Source organism: Streptococcus sp. 5346 (genome assembly GCF_013277455.1).
GTDB lineage: Bacteria > Bacillota > Bacilli > Lactobacillales > Streptococcaceae > Streptococcus.
In genome coordinates, this window is record NZ_VMMY01000012.1 from 19,530 (window position 1) to 36,063 (window position 16,534).

General features: G+C 42.8%; 15 protein-coding genes. 13 read left to right on the top strand and 2 right to left on the bottom strand.

Going from position 1 to position 16,534, the window contains the following annotated elements; translation table 11 throughout:
* Nucleotide 1: 1 nt before the first annotated feature.
* Nucleotides 2–982 (bottom strand): tRNA dihydrouridine synthase DusB, encoded by a 981-nt coding sequence (dusB, locus tag HT732_RS07305; RefSeq protein ID WP_173254477.1) that lies wholly within the window; start codon nucleotides 980–982, stop codon nucleotides 2–4.
* Nucleotides 969–1,841, bottom strand: coding sequence for an Hsp33 family molecular chaperone HslO (gene hslO, locus HT732_RS07310; RefSeq protein ID WP_173254478.1), 873 nt, complete (start codon nucleotides 1,839–1,841; stop codon nucleotides 969–971). The genes dusB and hslO overlap by 14 nt, the downstream gene beginning before the upstream one ends.
* A gap of 164 nt (nucleotides 1,842–2,005) precedes the next feature.
* On the opposite strand from hslO, the gene HT732_RS07315 reads away from it, so the two are divergent.
* From HT732_RS07315 to adcA, 13 genes are all read left to right on the top strand, one after another.
* Nucleotides 2,006–3,433, top strand: a complete 1,428-nt coding sequence (locus HT732_RS07315) for a helix-turn-helix domain-containing protein (protein WP_173254479.1) — start codon at nucleotides 2,006–2,008, stop codon at nucleotides 3,431–3,433.
* A 159-nt stretch (nucleotides 3,434–3,592) separates the two neighbouring features.
* Nucleotides 3,593–5,101: a glycerol kinase GlpK gene (glpK, locus tag HT732_RS07320; RefSeq protein ID WP_000076797.1), complete on the top strand. Its 1,509-nt coding sequence runs from the start codon at nucleotides 3,593–3,595 to the stop codon at nucleotides 5,099–5,101.
* A 41-nt stretch (nucleotides 5,102–5,142) separates the two neighbouring features.
* Nucleotides 5,143–6,969 carry a type 1 glycerol-3-phosphate oxidase gene (gene glpO, locus HT732_RS07325; RefSeq protein ID WP_173254480.1) on the top strand — a complete coding sequence of 609 codons (1,827 nt, stop codon included), beginning with the start codon at nucleotides 5,143–5,145 and terminating at the stop codon, nucleotides 6,967–6,969.
* A gap of 70 nt (nucleotides 6,970–7,039) precedes the next feature.
* On the top strand, nucleotides 7,040–7,744 hold the full coding sequence (locus HT732_RS07330) for an MIP/aquaporin family protein (protein ID WP_173254481.1): 705 nt from the start codon (nucleotides 7,040–7,042) through the stop codon (nucleotides 7,742–7,744).
* Between the two features lie 227 nt (nucleotides 7,745–7,971).
* A complete protein-coding gene (locus HT732_RS07335) occupies nucleotides 7,972–8,103 on the top strand; it encodes a teichoic acid D-Ala incorporation-associated protein DltX (protein WP_000813667.1) in 132 nt (43 codons plus the stop codon).
* Between the two features lie 20 nt (nucleotides 8,104–8,123).
* A complete protein-coding gene (gene dltA / locus HT732_RS07340) occupies nucleotides 8,124–9,674 on the top strand; it encodes a D-alanine--poly(phosphoribitol) ligase subunit DltA (RefSeq protein WP_004242799.1) in 1,551 nt (516 codons plus the stop codon).
* The gene (gene dltB / locus HT732_RS07345; RefSeq protein ID WP_173254482.1) at nucleotides 9,671–10,915 is read left to right on the top strand and encodes a D-alanyl-lipoteichoic acid biosynthesis protein DltB; all 1,245 of its coding nucleotides are present in this window, start codon (nucleotides 9,671–9,673) and stop codon (nucleotides 10,913–10,915) included. Before dltA ends, dltB begins: the two co-directional genes overlap by 4 nt.
* Nucleotides 10,916–10,927: 12 nt before the next feature.
* Nucleotides 10,928–11,167: a D-alanine--poly(phosphoribitol) ligase subunit DltC gene (gene dltC / locus HT732_RS07350; RefSeq protein WP_050197725.1), complete on the top strand. Its 240-nt coding sequence runs from the start codon at nucleotides 10,928–10,930 to the stop codon at nucleotides 11,165–11,167.
* Nucleotides 11,160–12,428, top strand: coding sequence for a D-alanyl-lipoteichoic acid biosynthesis protein DltD (gene dltD / locus HT732_RS07355; protein WP_173254483.1), 1,269 nt, complete (start codon nucleotides 11,160–11,162; stop codon nucleotides 12,426–12,428). Before dltC ends, dltD begins: the two co-directional genes overlap by 8 nt.
* Nucleotides 12,429–12,580: 152 nt before the next feature.
* Nucleotides 12,581–13,021, top strand: a complete 441-nt coding sequence (gene adcR / locus HT732_RS07360; protein WP_001249308.1) for a zinc-dependent transcriptional regulator AdcR — start codon at nucleotides 12,581–12,583, stop codon at nucleotides 13,019–13,021.
* Entirely contained in the window at nucleotides 13,021–13,725 is a 705-nt protein-coding gene (locus HT732_RS07365) for a metal ABC transporter ATP-binding protein (RefSeq protein ID WP_001269496.1), read from the top strand. Before adcR ends, HT732_RS07365 begins: the two co-directional genes overlap by 1 nt.
* Nucleotides 13,718–14,524, top strand: a complete 807-nt coding sequence (locus HT732_RS07370; RefSeq protein ID WP_000950030.1) for a metal ABC transporter permease — start codon at nucleotides 13,718–13,720, stop codon at nucleotides 14,522–14,524. Before HT732_RS07365 ends, HT732_RS07370 begins: the two co-directional genes overlap by 8 nt.
* 9 nt (nucleotides 14,525–14,533) lie before the next feature.
* A complete protein-coding gene (adcA, locus tag HT732_RS07375) occupies nucleotides 14,534–16,039 on the top strand; it encodes a zinc ABC transporter substrate-binding lipoprotein AdcA (protein WP_173254484.1) in 1,506 nt (501 codons plus the stop codon).
* Nucleotides 16,040–16,534 lie beyond the last annotated feature (495 nt).

Consider the following 16,534-nt stretch of genomic DNA (forward strand, 5'->3'; position numbering starts at 1 on the left):
TTTAAGCCTTATCCAACTGCAAGAGAACCTCAATCTCTGTCAGAGTGCTAGCTTGTGAAATGGCTCCACGGAGTTTGGCTGCACCAGATGTTCCACGGAGGTAGTGAGGAGCGAGGCCACGGAATTCACGAACTGCGACGTTTTCCCCTTTGAGGTTAATCAATCGTTTTAAGTGTTCGTAGGCGATTTTCATCTTGTCCTCAAAGGTCAAATCAGGGAGAATTTCTCCTGTTTCAAAGTAATGGTTGATTTGGTTGAAGAGGTAGGGATTTCCCATGGCTGCACGGCCAATCATGACTGCGTCAGCACCAACTTCTTCGATACGCTGTTTGGCTTCTTGAACCGTACGGATGTCACCGTTTGCGATAAATGGAATCTTGGTCAAAGCTTGAGCAACTTTATGGAGAGTCTCAAGGTCTGCGTGACCTGTATACATTTGTTCACGGGTACGGCCATGCATGGCGAGGGCAGAAACACCTGCTGCTTCAGCAGCGAGGGCGTTTTCTACTGCGAGAGACGGGTCAGCCCATCCTGTACGCATTTTGACAGTAAGGGGGATATCAAGGACAGATTGGACCTTGTTGATGATAGAGTAGATCTTGTCTGGATCCTTGAGCCACATAGCGCCAGCTTCGTTCTTCACGATTTTGTTAACAGGGCAGCCCATGTTGATATCCACGATATCGGTTTTGGTGTTTTCTTGGATAAATTCTGCTGCGCGTGCTAGGCTGTCTTCATCACTACCAAATAATTGGATAGAAACAGGGTTTTCGCCCTCATCGATATGAAGCATATGCAAGGTTTTTTCATTGTTGTATTGGATTCCCTTGTCAGAGACCATTTCCATGACAACGAGTCCAGCTCCGAGCTCTTTTGCAATAGTACGAAAGGCTGAGTTGGTGACACCAGCCATAGGTGCTAAAACAGTACGATTGGGAATCTCAACATTGCCAATCATAAAAGGTGTATTAAGATTTGTCACGAATGAGTTCCTCCAGGTCGTTTTCATCAAAGTTGTAAGTCGTTTGGCAGAATTGACAAGTGATTTCTGCCCCGTGGTCTTCCTCTTTCATTTCCTGTAGGTCTGAGCTTGGAAGGCTGGCAAGAGCATTCATAAAACGCTCATGACTACAGTCACATTGGAAACGGATTTCTTCTTCAGAAAGACGCTTGTAGGCCTCGTCCCCGTAGATAGCCTTGAGAAGGGCTTCGATATGGTCTTCGCTTTCGAGAAGGGTTGAGATAGCTGGCATTTCTTGGATGCGTTTCTCAAAACGGGCAATCTCTTCTTCCTTGGCTCCTGGCAAGACTTGGACTAGGAAACCACCTGCAACCTTGACCTTGTCTTCCTCGTCTAAAAGGACATTGAGACCGACTGCTGAAGGGGTTTGTTGACTTTCAGTCAGGTAAAAGGCCAGGTCTTCACCGATTTCCCCAGAGATAAGGGGAGTCATAGAGTTGTAAGGATTTCCAGTACCGTAGTCTGTGATAACGAGGAATTGACCGTTTCCAACAAAAGGTCCAACTAGGATTTCACCAGTTGCAGTCTTTTTGATGTCAACACCAGGATTTTGAACGTAGCCTTTGACGTTCCCCTTGGTATCAGCAACGGTGATAATGGCTCCTAGAGAGCTAGATCCCAGTACCTTAACTGTTAGTTTGGTATTTCCTTTTTCATTGGCTGCGAGAATCTGGCTAGCGATAAGAGTTCGACCAAGCGCTACAGTTGAGCTAGCTTGGGTTTGGTGTTTTTCTTGAGCAGTGCGGACGGTTTCTGTGCTGTCAAGGACAAAAGCACGAAAGGCTCCGCTTTCTGATATAGTTTTAATAATTTTATCCATAGCTACTATTTTAGCATAAAAATGCCCAAAGGGGGAGCCGTGTGTTTGCTGATTTTCAGGATAATGGACCAGGAAATCAGCATGAAAATAAAAATAGAAACAGATTATTTCAGCATTTGTAAGATTTATGCTATGCTTAAGGTAGAAAATGAAAGGGGTAACAAATGTATTTAGGAGATTTGATGGAAAAGGCTGAATCTGGCCAATTTTCAATCCTTTCCTTTCTATTACAAGAGTCTCAGACGACTGTCAAGGCTGTAATGGAGGAAACAGGATTTTCAAAAGCAACCCTAACCAAATATGTCACCCTGCTCAATGACAAGGCTTTGGAAAGTGGCTTAGAGCTGACTATCTCCTTAGAAGATGAAAATCTGCGCCTGTCAATCGGTGCAGCTACCAAGGGGAGAGATATTCGGAGCCTGTTTTTGGAGAATGCTGTTAAATACCAAATTTTGGTCTATCTTCTCTACCACCAACAGTTTTTAGCCCATCAGCTGGCTCAAGAATTGATGATTAGTGAGGCAACACTTGGTCGTCATTTGGCTGGTTTAAATCAGATTTTGTCAGAATTTGACTTATCCATCCAAAATGGACGTTGGCGAGGCCCAGAACATCAGATTCGCTATTTCTATTTCTGTCTTTTCCGCAAGGTCTGGTCGAGTCAGGAGTGGGAAGGTCACATGCAGAAACCAGAGAGAAAACAGGAGATTGCCAGTTTAGAAGAAATCTGCGGTGCAAGTTTGTCTTCGGGGCAGAAATTGGACTTGGTTTTGTGGAGTCACATCAGTCAACAACGTCTTCGGGTCAACGCCTGTCAGTTTCAAGTCATAGAAGAGAAAATGCGAGGGTATTTTGACAATATCTTTTATCTTCGTTTGCTGAGAAAGGCTCCGTCCTTTTTTGCTGGGCAACACATCCCTCTAGGAACTGAAGATGGTGAGATGATGATATTCTTCTCTTTCCTCCTATCTCATCGTATTCTTCCTCTTCATACTATGGAGTATATCCTTGGATTTGGAGGGCAGTTGGCAGATTTGCTGACGCAATTGATTCAAGAAATGAAGAAGGAGGAGCTGCTGGGGGATTACACAGAGGATCACGTTACCTATGAACTCAGTCAGCTTTGTGCTCAAGTCTATCTCTATAAGGGCTATATTTTACAGGACCGCTACAAGTACCAGTTGGAGAATCGTCATCCTTATTTGCTGATGGAACATGATTTTAAGGAAACGGCGGAGGAGATTTTTCATGCCTTGCCTGCCTTTCAGCAGGGGACGGATTTGGATAAGAAAATTCTCTGGGAATGGCTCCAGTTGATAGAATATATGGCTGAAAATGGTGGTCAGCATATGCGGATTGGTCTGGATTTGACATCTGGTTTTCTTGTCTTTTCAAGGATGGCTGCCATTTTGAAACGGTATTTGGAATACAATCGTTTTATTACCATTGAAGCCTATGACCGAACTCGACATTATGATTTGCTGGTTACAAATAACCCGATTCATAAGAAGGAGCAGACACCAGTCTATTATTTAAAAAATGACTTGGATATGGAAGATTTGGCAGGGATTCGTCAGTTATTATTCACTTAAAAGACTTGGTGCTTCCAGGTCTTTTTTGTGAAATTTACACAATCTCCTCACGTTTTTTTAAAAATTAAAAAAAGTTGATAAACAAGAAAGCGCTTTATTTTGTATACTAGTTACTGTAAAGAGGAGACAACCTCAAGATCATTATCAGGAGGACAGCACATGTCACAAGAAAAATACATCATGGCCATTGACCAGGGGACAACAAGTTCTCGTGCCATTATTTTCAACAAAAAAGGAGAAAAAGTTAGCTCGAGTCAAAAAGAGTTCACTCAGATTTTCCCTCAGGCAGGTTGGGTAGAGCACAATGCCAATGAAATTTGGAACTCTGTTCAGTCAGTTATTGCGGGTGCTTTCATCGAAAGTGGTGTGAAACCAAGTCAGATTGAGGCAATCGGGATTACCAACCAACGTGAAACAACGGTCGTTTGGGATAAGAAAACAGGCCTTCCTATCTACAATGCTATCGTTTGGCAATCACGCCAAACTGCTCCTCTGGCTGAACAACTGAAAAGCCAAGGTTATGTGGAAAAATTCCATGAAAAGACTGGTTTGATCATCGATGCTTACTTCTCTGCGACCAAGGTTCGTTGGATTTTGGACCATGTAGAGGGCGCTCAAGAGCGAGCAGAAAAAGGGGAATTGCTCTTTGGTACTATTGACACTTGGTTGGTTTGGAAATTGACTGACGGTGCGGCTCACGTGACGGACTACTCAAACGCAGCTCGTACCATGCTTTATAACATTAAAGAACTCAAATGGGATGATGAGATTTTGGAAATTCTCAACATTCCAAAGGCTATGCTTCCAGAAGTTCGTTCTAACTCTGAAATCTACGGTAAGACAGCGCCCTTCCATTTCTACGGTGGAGAAGTGCCAATCTCAGGTATGGCTGGGGACCAACAAGCAGCCCTCTTTGGACAGTTGGCCTTTGAACCTGGTATGGTTAAAAATACTTATGGAACAGGCTCTTTCATCATCATGAATACTGGTGAAGAAATGCAGTTATCTGAAAACAACCTCTTGACAACGATTGGTTACGGAATCAACGGCAAGGTTTACTATGCCTTGGAAGGTTCAATCTTCATCGCAGGAAGTGCCATTCAATGGCTTCGTGACGGTCTTCGCATGGTAGAAAATTCACCAGAATCTGAAAAATATGCTCGTGATTCTCACAACAATGATGAAGTTTATGTCGTTCCAGCCTTTACAGGTCTAGGTGCTCCATACTGGAACCAAAACGCTCGCGGTTCTGTCTTTGGCTTAACTCGTGGAACAAGCAAAGAAGACTTTATCAAGGCGACTTTGCAATCTATCGCTTATCAAGTGCGTGATATTATCGATACGATGCAAGTGGATGCTCAGACAGCTATACAGGTCTTGAAAGTAGACGGTGGTGCAGCTATGAACAACTTCCTCATGCAGTTCCAAGCTGACATCTTGGGAATCGACATTGCACGCGCCAAAAACTTGGAAACAACAGCTCTAGGAGCAGCCTTCCTAGCTGGTTTGTCAGTAGGGTACTGGAAAGACTTGGATGAGTTGAAACTCTTGAACGAGACAGGAGAACTCTTTGAGCCATCTATGAACGAATCTCGCAAGGAACAACTCTACAAGGGTTGGAAGAAGGCTGTGAAAGCAACCCAAGTCTTTGCGGAAGTAGACGACTAATACTGGAAGAATAAAGCGACTTAGTTAGAAAGTGTGTAAATATGGAATTTTCAAAGAAAACACGTGAATTATCAATTAAAAAAATGCAGGAACGCACTCTGGATCTCTTGATTATCGGTGGAGGAATCACAGGGGCTGGTGTAGCCTTGCAGGCGGCAGCTAGCGGTCTTGAGACTGGTTTGATTGAAATGCAGGACTTCGCAGAAGGAACATCCAGCCGTTCAACAAAATTAGTTCACGGAGGTCTTCGTTACCTCAAACAATTCGACGTAGAAGTAGTCTCAGATACGGTTTCTGAACGTGCTGTAGTTCAACAAATCGCTCCACATATTCCAAAACCAGATCCAATGCTTTTACCAGTTTATGAAGAAGATGGAGCGACCTTTAGCCTCTTCCGTCTTAAAGTAGCCATGGACTTGTACGACCTTTTGGCAGGGGTTAATAACACACCAGCTGCTAACAAGGTTTTGAGCAAGGAAGAAGTTTTAGAACGCCAGCCAAACTTGAAGAAAGAAGGCTTGGTAGGAGGTGGGGTTTACCTTGACTTCCGTAATAACGATGCGCGTCTCGTGATTGAAAATATCAAACGTGCCAATCAAGACGGTGCCCTCATTGCCAACCACGTTAAGGCAGAAGGCTTCCTCTTTGACGAAAGTGGCAAGATTACAGGTGTTGTAGCTCGTGATCTCTTGACAGACCAAGTCTTTGAAATCAAGGCCCGTCTGGTGATTAACACAACAGGCCCTTGGAGCGACAAGGTGCGCAATTTGTCTAATATGGGAACACAATTCTCACAAATGCGTCCAACTAAGGGAGTTCACTTGGTAGTGGACTCAAGCAAGATCAAGGTTTCACAGCCAGTTTACTTTGACACAGGTTTGGGTGATGGCCGCATGGTCTTTGTTCTCCCACGTGAAAACAAGACTTACTTTGGTACAACGGATACAGACTACACAGGTGATTTGGAACATCCAAAAGTGACTCAGGAAGATGTAGATTACCTACTTGGCATTGTCAACAACCGCTTCCCAGAAGCTAACATTACCATTGATGATATCGAAAGCAGCTGGGCAGGTCTTCGTCCATTGATCGCAGGCAATAGCGCTTCTGACTACAATGGAGGAAATAACGGAACCATCAGTGATGAAAGCTTTAACAACTTGATTGCGACTGTTGAATCTTATCTCTCTAAAGAAAAAACGCGTGAAGATGTAGAGGCTGCTGTTAGCAAGCTTGAAAGCAGTACCTCTGAGAAACATTTGGATCCATCTGCAGTTTCACGTGGTTCGAGCTTGGACCGAGATGATAATGGTCTCTTGACCCTTGCTGGTGGTAAAATCACAGACTACCGTAAGATGGCTGAAGGAGCTATGGAGCGCGTGGTTGACATCCTCAAAGCAGAATTTGACCGCAGCTTTAAACTCATCAACTCTAAGACTTACCCTGTTTCAGGTGGAGAATTGAACCCAGCAAATGTGGACTCAGAAATCGAAGCCTTTGCCCAACTTGGAGTGTCACGTGGCTTGGATAGCAAGGAAGCCCATTACCTAGCAAATCTTTATGGTTCAAATGCACCGAAGGTCTTTGCTCTTGCTCACAGCTTGGAACAAGCACCAGGACTCAGCTTGGCAGACACCTTGTCCCTTCACTATGCAATGCGCAATGAGTTGGCACTTAGCCCAGTTGACTTCCTTCTTCGTCGTACCAACCATATGCTCTTTATGCGTGATAGCTTGGATAGCATCGTTGAGCCAGTTTTGAATGAAATGGGACGATTCTATGATTGGTCAGAAGAAGAAAAAGCAGGCTACCGTGCGGACGTCGAAGTAGCCCTCGCTAACAACGATTTAGCAGAATTAAAAAATTAAGAAAAAAATAAAAGAGGTGGAGGGCAGGACTCCTTGTCGCCCGCCCCTTCTTTTTAATGGAGACAGAAAGATGATGAATGAATTATTTGGAGAATTTTTGGGGACTTTAATCCTGATTCTTCTAGGAAATGGTGTTGTGGCTGGTGTGGTTCTTCCGAAAACCAAGAGCAACAGCTCAGGTTGGATTGTGATTACTATGGGTTGGGGGATTGCAGTTGCGGTTGCTGTCTTTGTATCTGGCAAGCTCAGTCCAGCTCATTTAAACCCAGCTGTGACAATTGGTGTAGCTTTAAAAGGTGGCTTGCCTTGGGCTTCCGTTTTACCTTATATCTTAGCCCAGTTTGCAGGGGCTATGCTGGGTCAGATTTTGGTTTGGTTGCAATTCAAACCGCATTATGAGGTAGAAGAAAATGCAGGAAATATCCTGGCAACCTTCAGTACTGGACCAGCCATCAAAGATACTGTATCAAACTTGATCAGCGAAATCCTTGGCACCTTTGTATTGGTATTGACAATCTTTGCTTTGGGACTTTATGACCTTCAAGCAGGAATCGGAACCTTTGCAGTAGGAACTTTGATTGTCGGTATCGGTCTATCACTAGGTGGGACAACAGGTTATGCCTTGAACCCTGCGCGTGACCTTGGACCTCGTATCATGCACAGTATCCTTCCAATTTCAAATAAGGGAGACGGAGATTGGTCTTATGCCTGGATTCCTGTTGTGGGACCTGTTATCGGTGCAGCCTTGGCCGTGCTTGTGTTCTCACTTTTCTAATCTGGAAAAAAATTATGTTGATAGAGCTTGAGATGAAAATCTCAGGCTTTTTTCTTTTAAAATATACATAGAAAAACGCATAATCCTTAAAATAAACTGAAATCTACTGAAAATCTACGGCAAACAATTGAAAAATTACCCTAGAAAGTGGTACAATAGTAGAAAAATACTATAGTAAGAGTTCATCTTACTTTAGCAAAAATTACAGAAATGAATGGTTTTTCTTGATGAAACAGAGAAAAGAATTGTACCTCTTTCTTGGTCGGACAGCCTTGTATTTTCTTATCTTTCTAGGGCTGCTTTACTTCTTTAGCTATCTTGGTCAGGGTCAAGGAAGCTTTATCTATAATGAATTTTAACTTGAAGGAGAATTCCTATTGTGTCAAATAAACCAATAGTAGATATGATTGAAACCATTGAGCATTTTGCTCAGACACAGCCTAGCTATCCTGTTTACAATGTTTTGGGGCAGGAACACACTTATGGCGATTTGAAGGCTGATTCGGATAGTTTGGCTACAGCCATTGACCAACTAGGCTTGCCAGAGAAGTCTCCTGTGGTCGTTTTTGGTGGTCAAGAGTATGAAATGTTGGCAACTTTTGTATCCTTGACTAAGTCAGGTCATGCCTACATTCCAATTGATAGCCATTCGGCCTTGGAGCGAGTTTCAGCTATTTTAGAAGTAGCAGAGCCAAGCTTGATTATTGCCATCTCAGACTTTCCATTGGAGCAGGTTTCTACGCCAATGATGACTCTAGCTCAGGTTCAAGAAGCCTTTGCTCAAGGGACAAGCTATGAGATCACGCATCCAGTCAAGGGCGATGATAATTACTACATCATCTTTACTTCTGGTACGACTGGTAAGCCAAAGGGAGTGCAGATTTCCCATGATAACCTCCTCAGCTTTACCAATTGGATGATTACGGACAAGGAATTTGCGACGCCAAGTCGTCCGCAAATGCTGGCTCAGCCACCTTATTCTTTTGACCTGTCTGTCATGTACTGGGCACCGACCTTGGCACTGGGTGGTACGCTTTTCGCTCTTCCATCTGCCATTACTCAGGACTTTAAGCAACTCTTTGCGACCATCTTTTCATTGCCGATTGCTATCTGGACATCAACCCCTTCTTTTGCGGATATGGCCATGTTGTCTGAAGACTTCAACAGTGAGAAAATGCCTGGAATCACGCATTTCTACTTTGATGGCGAAGAATTGACGGTTAAAACAGCTCAAAAACTGCGCGAGCGTTTCCCAAATGCCCGTATTATCAATGCCTACGGTCCAACAGAAGCGACAGTGGCCCTGTCAGCAGTTGCCGTGACAGATGAGATGCTAGCGACTCTCAAACGCCTACCAATCGGCTATACCAAGGCTGACTCTCCAACCTTTATCATTGACGAGGAAGGCAATAAATTGCCAAATGGCGAACAGGGAGAAATCATTGTTTCTGGGCCAGCTGTTTCAAAAGGCTATATGAACAATCCTGAAAAAACAGCGGAAGCTTTCTTTGAGTTTGAAGGACTGCCAGCCTACCACACAGGCGATGTGGGAACCATGACAGATGAGGGCTTGCTTCTCTACGGTGGACGCATGGACTTCCAAATTAAGTTCAACGGTTACCGCATTGAGTTAGAAGATGTCTCTCAAAACCTCAACAAGTCTCGCTATATCGAGTCTGCTGTTGCAGTACCGCGTTATAACAAGGACCACAAGGTGCAAAATCTATTGGCCTATGTCATCTTAAAAGATGGTGTTCGTGAGCAGTTTGAGCGAGATATCGATATTACCAAGGCCATCAAGGAAGATTTGACAGACATCATGATGTCCTATATGATGCCGTCTAAATTCCTTTACCGAGACAGTTTGCCACTGACTCCAAATGGAAAGATTGACATCAAAGGATTGATTAACGAGGTGAATAAGAGATGATGGAGTTTTTTCAACAGCTTCCTCATTTAGAGCCATACGGCAATCCTCAGTATTTTGTCTATGTGATTGTTGCAACCTTGCCCATCTTTATCGGTCTCTTTTTCAAGAAACGCTTTGCCTGGTATGAAGTGCTGGTTAGCCTCTTCTTTATCGTCACCATGTTGGTGGGTGGGAAGACCAATCAACTAGCTGCCTTGGGTATTTACCTTTGCTGGGAAATATTGCTCCTGCTTTTCTACAAGCATTATCGAAAAAGCAAGGATGGCAAGTGGGTCTTCTACCTAGTTAGTTTTCTGTCCCTCCTTCCGATTATCTTTGTCAAGGTGCAGCCAGCTATCAATGGAACGCAGTCTTTGCTTGGATTTTTGGGAATTTCTTACCTGACCTTTCGTTCGGTTGGGATTATCATTGAGCTGAGAGATGGAGTGATTAAGGATTTTACCCTCTGGGAATTCCTCCGTTTCCTTCTCTTCATGCCGACTTTTTCAAGTGGTCCAATTGATCGCTTTAAACGTTTCAATGAAAATTATCAGACCATTCCTGAGCGAGATGAGTTGATGAATATGCTGGATGAATCTGTTCGCTATATCATGTGGGGATTTTTGTATAAGTTTATCCTAGCTCATGTTTTAGGAGAGACCTTACTCCCTCCTCTGAAGAATCTAGCCCTGCAGTCAGGTGGCTTCTTTAACCTTTATGCTTTAGCGGTTATGTATACCTTTGGTCTGGAGCTTTTCTTTGATTTTGCAGGTTACTCTATGTTTGCCTTAGCCATTTCAAATTTGATGGGAATCCGTAGCCCTATCAACTTTAACAAGCCCTTTTTATCAAGGGATTTAAAAGAGTTTTGGAATCGTTGGCACATGAGTCTCTCTTTCTGGTTCCGTGACTTTGTCTTTATGCGAATGGTCATGGTGTTGACCAGAAAGAAGGTCTTTAAGAATCGCAATGTAACCTCAAGCGTGGCCTATATTGTAAATATGCTGATTATGGGATTTTGGCACGGTGTGACCTGGTACTACATCGCCTATGGACTCTTTCATGGGATTGGGCTGGTCATCAATGACGCTTGGGTTCGTAAGAAAAAAACGCACAATAAGGAACGGAAAAAAGCAGGGAAGCCTGCTCTACCTGAGAATCGCTGGATTCAGTTGCTTGGCATGGTTGTCACCTTCCATGCCGTCATGCTGTCATTCTTGATCTTTTCTGGATTTTTGAATGATTTATGGTTTAAAAAATAAAGGAAATAAAATATGGATATCAAATCAGAAGTTATCGAAATTATTGATGAGTTGTTTATGGAAGATGTTTCTGACATGATGGATGAAGATCTTTTTGATGCAGGTGTTTTGGATAGTATGGGAACGGTTGAGTTGATTGTGGAGATTGAGAACCGTTTTGACATTCGTGTCCCTGTAACAGAGTTTGGTCGCGACGACTGGAATACAGCCAATAAAATCATAGCTGGTATTATGGAGCTACAAAATGCTTAAACGCTTATGGATGATCTTCGGACCGGTCTTGATAGCTGGTTTGTTGGTTTTTCTGCTCATTTTCTTTTATCCTACTGAGATGCGTCATAATCTAGGAGCTGAAAAGCGTTCAGCAGTGGCTACTACTATCGATAGTTTTAAGGAGCGAAGTCAAAAGGTCAGGGCGCTATCTGATCCAAATATGCGTTTTGTTCCTTTCTTTGGCTCCAGTGAATGGCTTCGTTTTGACGGTGCCCATCCTGCGGTATTAGCTGAGAAATACAATCGCTCCTACCGTCCTTATCTTTTAGGACAGAGGGGAGCTGCATCGCTTAACCAGTATTTTGGGATGCAACAGATGCTGCCACAGCTGGAGAATAAACAAGTTGTGTATGTTATCTCACCTCAGTGGTTCAGTAAAAATGGCTATGAGCCAGCAGCTTTTCAGCAGTATTTTAATGGAGACCAGTTGACCAGTTTTCTGGAACATCAATCTGGAGATCAGGCTAGTCAATATGCAGCGACTCGCTTGCTGCAGCAGTTTCCAAACGTAGCTATGAAGGATCTGGTTCAGAAGTTGGCAAGCAAAGAAGAATTATCGACGGCAGACAATGAAATGATTGAATTATTGGCTCGTTTTAATGAGCGCCAAGCTTCCTTTTTTGGTCAGTTTTCGGTTAGAGGCTATATCAACTACGAGAAGCATGTATCTAAGTATTTAAAGACCTTGCCAGATCAGTTTTCTTATCAAGCCATAGAAGATGTTGTCAAAGCAGATGCTGAAAAAAATACTTCCAATAATGATCTGGGAATGGAGAATGATTTCTATAATAAGCAGATCAAGAAGGATTTGAAGAAATTAAAGGATTCTCAGAAAAACTTTACCTACCTTAAATCACCGGAGTATAATGACCTGCAGTTGGTGTTAACCCAGTTTTCTAAATCTAAGGTAAACCCGATTTTTATCATTCCACCTGTTAATAAAAAATGGATGGACTACGCTGGTTTACGAGAGGATATGTACCAACAAACGGTGCAGAAGATTCGCTACCAGTTAGAGAGTCAAGGTTTTACCAATATAGCGGATTTTTCTAAGGATGGTGGGGAGCCTTTCTTTATGAAGGACACCATTCACCTTGGTTGGTTGGGTTGGTTGGCTTTTGACAAGGCAGTTGATCCTTTCCTATCCAATCCCACACCAGCTCCGACTTACCATCTGAATGAGCGCTTTTTCAGCAAAGATTGGGCGACTTATGATGGAGATGTCAAAGAATTTCAATAGTTCATAATATAGAAGAGTTCAAGAATGAAGCCGATTTTTACGTTTTTTCTTGACTCTTTTTTTGCTTGTGATATAATTAACTGGTAAATAAAATTCTACAGAATAGTATTTTTCTCTTAAAAAAGAGAAGTTCAAAAGGAAAGGAGTCAGATATGAGACAGCTAGCGAAGGATATCGATGCTTTTTTGAATGAGGTGATTTTACAGGCGGAAAACCAACATGAAATCCTAATAGGTCATTGCACTAGCGAGGTAGCTCTGACCAACACCCAGGAGCATATCCTCATGCTTTTGTCAGAGGAATCTTTAACCAATTCAGAATTGGCTCGTCGCCTCAATGTCAGTCAGGCGGCAGTTACCAAAGCTATTAAGTCTTTGGTCAAGGAAGGGATGTTGGAAACGTCTAAAGATCCTAAGGATGCACGTGTGATTTTTTATCAATTGACTGATTTGGCTCGTCCAATCGCTGAGGAGCACCACCATCACCATGAGCATACACTTTTAACCTATGAACAAGTGGCGACTCAGTTTACTCCAAATGAACAAAAAGTGATTCAGCGGTTTTTGACTGCTTTAGTAGGAGAAATCAAATAATGAGATATATTACGGTAGAGGATTTATCCTTCTATTATGATAAGGAACCCGTTCTTGAACATATCAATTATAGTGTTGATAGTGGGGAATTTGTTACCTTGACAGGGGAAAATGGAGCGGCTAAAACGACACTCATCAAGGCCAGTCTTGGTATCCTCCAACCACGCATAGGTAAGGTGACCATTTCAAAGACAAATACGCAGGGTAAGAAATTGAGAATAGCTTACCTTCCTCAACAGATTGCCAGTTTTAATGCAGGTTTTCCAAGTACGGTTTATGAATTTGTCAAGTCGGGTCGCTATCCGCGAAAAGGCTGGTTCCGTCGCTTGAATGCTCATGATGAGGAGCATATCAAGGCTAGTCTGGACTCAGTTGGCATGTGGGAACACCGAGATAAACGCTTGGGGTCTCTATCTGGAGGACAAAAGCAGCGAGCGGTGATTGCGCGTATGTTTGCTTCGGACCCAGATGTGTTTATCCTAGATGAGCCGACAACGGGGATGGATGCAGGAAGTAAAAATGAATTTTACGAACTCATGCACCACAGCGCTCATCATCATGGCAAGGCTGTTTTGATGATTACCCATGACCCTGAAGAAGTTAAGGATTATGCGGACCGCAATATTCATCTAGTCCGTAACCAAGACTCGCCATGGCGTTGTTTCAACGTTCATGAGAATGATCAGGAGGTGGGCCATGCTTAGTTTGTTATCTTATGACTTTATGCAACGCGCCTTTCTGGCCGTTATTGCCATGAGTCTTTTCTCGCCAGTATTGGGAACCTTCCTCATCTTGCGTCGTCAGAGTTTGATGAGCGATACCCTTAGCCACGTCTCTCTTTCAGGTGTAGCCTTTGGTCTGGTTCTGGGGATTTCTCCGACTATTTCAACTATTGCCATTGTCTTGATTGCGGCGGTCTTTCTGGAGTATCTCCGTACGGTTTACAAGAGCTTTATGGAAATCGGGACAGCTATCCTTATGTCAACAGGTCTGGCTGTTTCTCTGATTGTCATGAGCAAGGGTAAAAGCTCGAGTTCTATGAGTTTGGACCAGTATCTTTTTGGTTCAATCGTGACTATTAGTGAAGAACAGGTCATTTCCCTCTTTGTCATTGCAGCGGTTGTTTTGATTTTGACCTTCCTCTTCCTTCGTCCTATGTATATCTTGACCTTTGATGAGGATACGGCCTTTGTGGATGGCTTGCCCGTTCGTACCATGTCTATTCTTTTTAACATGGTTACAGGAGTGGCTATTGCCCTTATGATTCCTGCTGCAGGAGCTCTTTTGGTGTCGACCATTATGGTCTTGCCAGCTAGTATTGCCCTGCGTCTGGGGAAAAACTTTAAATCGGTTATGCTGCTTGCCAGTGCTATTGGATTTTTGGGAATGGTGGCAGGACTTTACATTTCCTACTATGCAGAAACACCTGCAAGTGCAAGTATTACTATTATTTTTGTAACTGTTTTCTTGCTAATTAGTTTAGTAAGACGTTTTATCAAATAGGAGACCAACATGAAAAAAATTAGCTTATTGCTAGCCAGTCTATGTGCCTTGTTTTTAGTGGCTTGTTCCAATCAAAAACAGGCAGATGGCAAACTAAATATTGTGACAACCTTTTACCCTGTCTATGAATTTACCAAGCAAGTCGCAGGAGATACTGCTAATGTAGAACTCCTCATCGGTGCTGGTACAGAACCCCATGAATATGAACCGTCTGCCAAGGCAGTTGCCAAAATTCAAGACGCAGACACCTTCGTTTATGAAAATGAAAACATGGAAACATGGGTACCTAAATTGCTAGATACTTTGGATAAGAAAAAGGTCAAAACCATTAAGGCGACAGGCGATATGTTGCTTTTGCCAGGTGGCGAGGAAGAAGAGGGAGACCATGACCATGGAGAAGAAGGTCATCACCATGAGTTTGACCCCCATGTTTGGTTATCACCAGTCCGTGCCATTAAACTTGTAGAGCACATCCGCGATAGCTTGTCAGCAGATTATCCTGATAAAAAAGAGATCTTTGAAAAGAACGCATCTGCCTATATCGAAAAATTGCAAGCCTTGGATAAGGCTTATGCAGAAGGCTTGTCTCAAGCCAAACAAAAGAGCTTTGTAACGCAACACGCAGCCTTTAACTATCTCGCCTTGGACTATGGGCTCAAACAAGTCGCAATCTCAGGACTTTCTCCAGATGCAGAGCCATCAGCTGCACGTTTGGCAGAATTGACAGAGTACGTCAAGAGAAATAAAATTGCCTACATCTACTTTGAAGAAAATGCTTCACAAGCCCTTGCTAACACACTTTCAAAAGAGGCAGGTGTCAAAACAGATGTCCTCAATCCTTTAGAAAGTCTGACAGAAGAAGATACCAAGGCGGGAGAAAATTATATCTCTATCATGGAGAAAAACCTCAAAGCTTTGAAACAAACAACAGACCAAGAAGGTCCAGCTATCGAACCTGAAAAGGCAGAGGATACTAAGACAGTTCAAAATGGTTACTTTGAGGATGCAGATGTCAAGGATCGTACCTTGAGTGACTATGCAGGTAACTGGCAATCAGTTTATCCTTTCCTTGAAGATGGCACGTTTGATCAAGTCTTTGACTACAAGGCTAAGTTGACTGGTAAGATGACTCAGGCTGAGTACAAGGCCTACTATACAAAAGGCTATCAGACAGATGTGACTAAGATTAATATCACTGATAACACTATGGAATTTGTTCAAGGTGGACAAAGCAAGAAATATACTTATAAGTATGTTGGTAAGAAAATATTGACTTACAAGAAAGGTAATCGTGGGGTACGCTTCCTTTTTGAAGCCACAGATGCGGACGCTGGACAGTTCAAGTATGTTCAGTTTAGTGACCACAATATCGCCCCAGTTAAGGCAGAACATTTCCATATCTTCTTTGGAGGCACAAGCCAAGAAGCCCTCTTTGAAGAAATGGATAACTGGCCAACCTACTACCCAGATAACCTATCTGGACAAGAAATCGCCCAAGAAATGTTGGCGCATTAATGAGAAATCGACTAGTTCATAAGAGCTAGTCGGTTTTTTGATACTAGATGGCTAACTTCATTATAGATCTTTCAGAACTTTAAACAATAAATAAAACTCTTGAAATATCTGGATTTGTATGTTAGAATAATTTTATCGGATAAGGTTCATTAGAACACCAAATCCCTTAACTATGCCAGTAGTTAAGGGATTTTTTGACGTATCTTAGCGATTTAACGGGTGTTGATAGGCTAGTCATTCGGTCTACTTCTTACCATCTAGCCATTTGCAAACGAAATACAAGATGATTCCAGCTATGACGTCTGCTATAATAGTAAGAGCGAGCTCTGGGATAAGGCTCATTAGTTTCACCTCCTTTCACGAACCGTAAGGAACGTAATCGGTAACCGATGACAAAAATAGTATATCACATTAAATTTAGATCATCAACCTCACTTAATGCTTGAAATATTAGGACTTATATGCTAGAATGTAGTTAGTGTATAAGGTTCATTA

Bases quoted from the DNA above. Each gene is read 5' to 3' on its own strand.
- adcR (WP_001249308.1), top strand. From the start codon at position 12,581: ATGAGACAGCTAGCGAAGGATATCGATGCTTTTTTGAATGAGGTGATT.
- HT732_RS07335 (WP_000813667.1), top strand. From the start codon at position 7,972: ATGAAACAGAGAAAAGAATTGTACCTCTTTCTTGGTCGGACAGCCTTG.
- HT732_RS07365 (WP_001269496.1), top strand. From the start codon at position 13,021: ATGAGATATATTACGGTAGAGGATTTATCCTTCTATTATGATAAGGAA.
- dltC (WP_050197725.1), top strand. From the start codon at position 10,928: ATGGATATCAAATCAGAAGTTATCGAAATTATTGATGAGTTGTTTATG.
- dltD (WP_173254483.1), top strand. From the start codon at position 11,160: ATGCTTAAACGCTTATGGATGATCTTCGGACCGGTCTTGATAGCTGGT.
- HT732_RS07315 (WP_173254479.1), top strand. From the start codon at position 2,006: ATGTATTTAGGAGATTTGATGGAAAAGGCTGAATCTGGCCAATTTTCA.
- dltB (WP_173254482.1), top strand. From the start codon at position 9,671: ATGATGGAGTTTTTTCAACAGCTTCCTCATTTAGAGCCATACGGCAAT.
- glpK (WP_000076797.1), top strand. From the start codon at position 3,593: ATGTCACAAGAAAAATACATCATGGCCATTGACCAGGGGACAACAAGT.
- HT732_RS07330 (WP_173254481.1), top strand. From the start codon at position 7,040: ATGATGAATGAATTATTTGGAGAATTTTTGGGGACTTTAATCCTGATT.
- hslO (WP_173254478.1), bottom strand. From the start codon at position 1,841: ATGGATAAAATTATTAAAACTATATCAGAAAGCGGAGCCTTTCGTGCT.
- glpO (WP_173254480.1), top strand. From the start codon at position 5,143: ATGGAATTTTCAAAGAAAACACGTGAATTATCAATTAAAAAAATGCAG.
- HT732_RS07370 (WP_000950030.1), top strand. From the start codon at position 13,718: ATGCTTAGTTTGTTATCTTATGACTTTATGCAACGCGCCTTTCTGGCC.
- adcA (WP_173254484.1), top strand. From the start codon at position 14,534: ATGAAAAAAATTAGCTTATTGCTAGCCAGTCTATGTGCCTTGTTTTTA.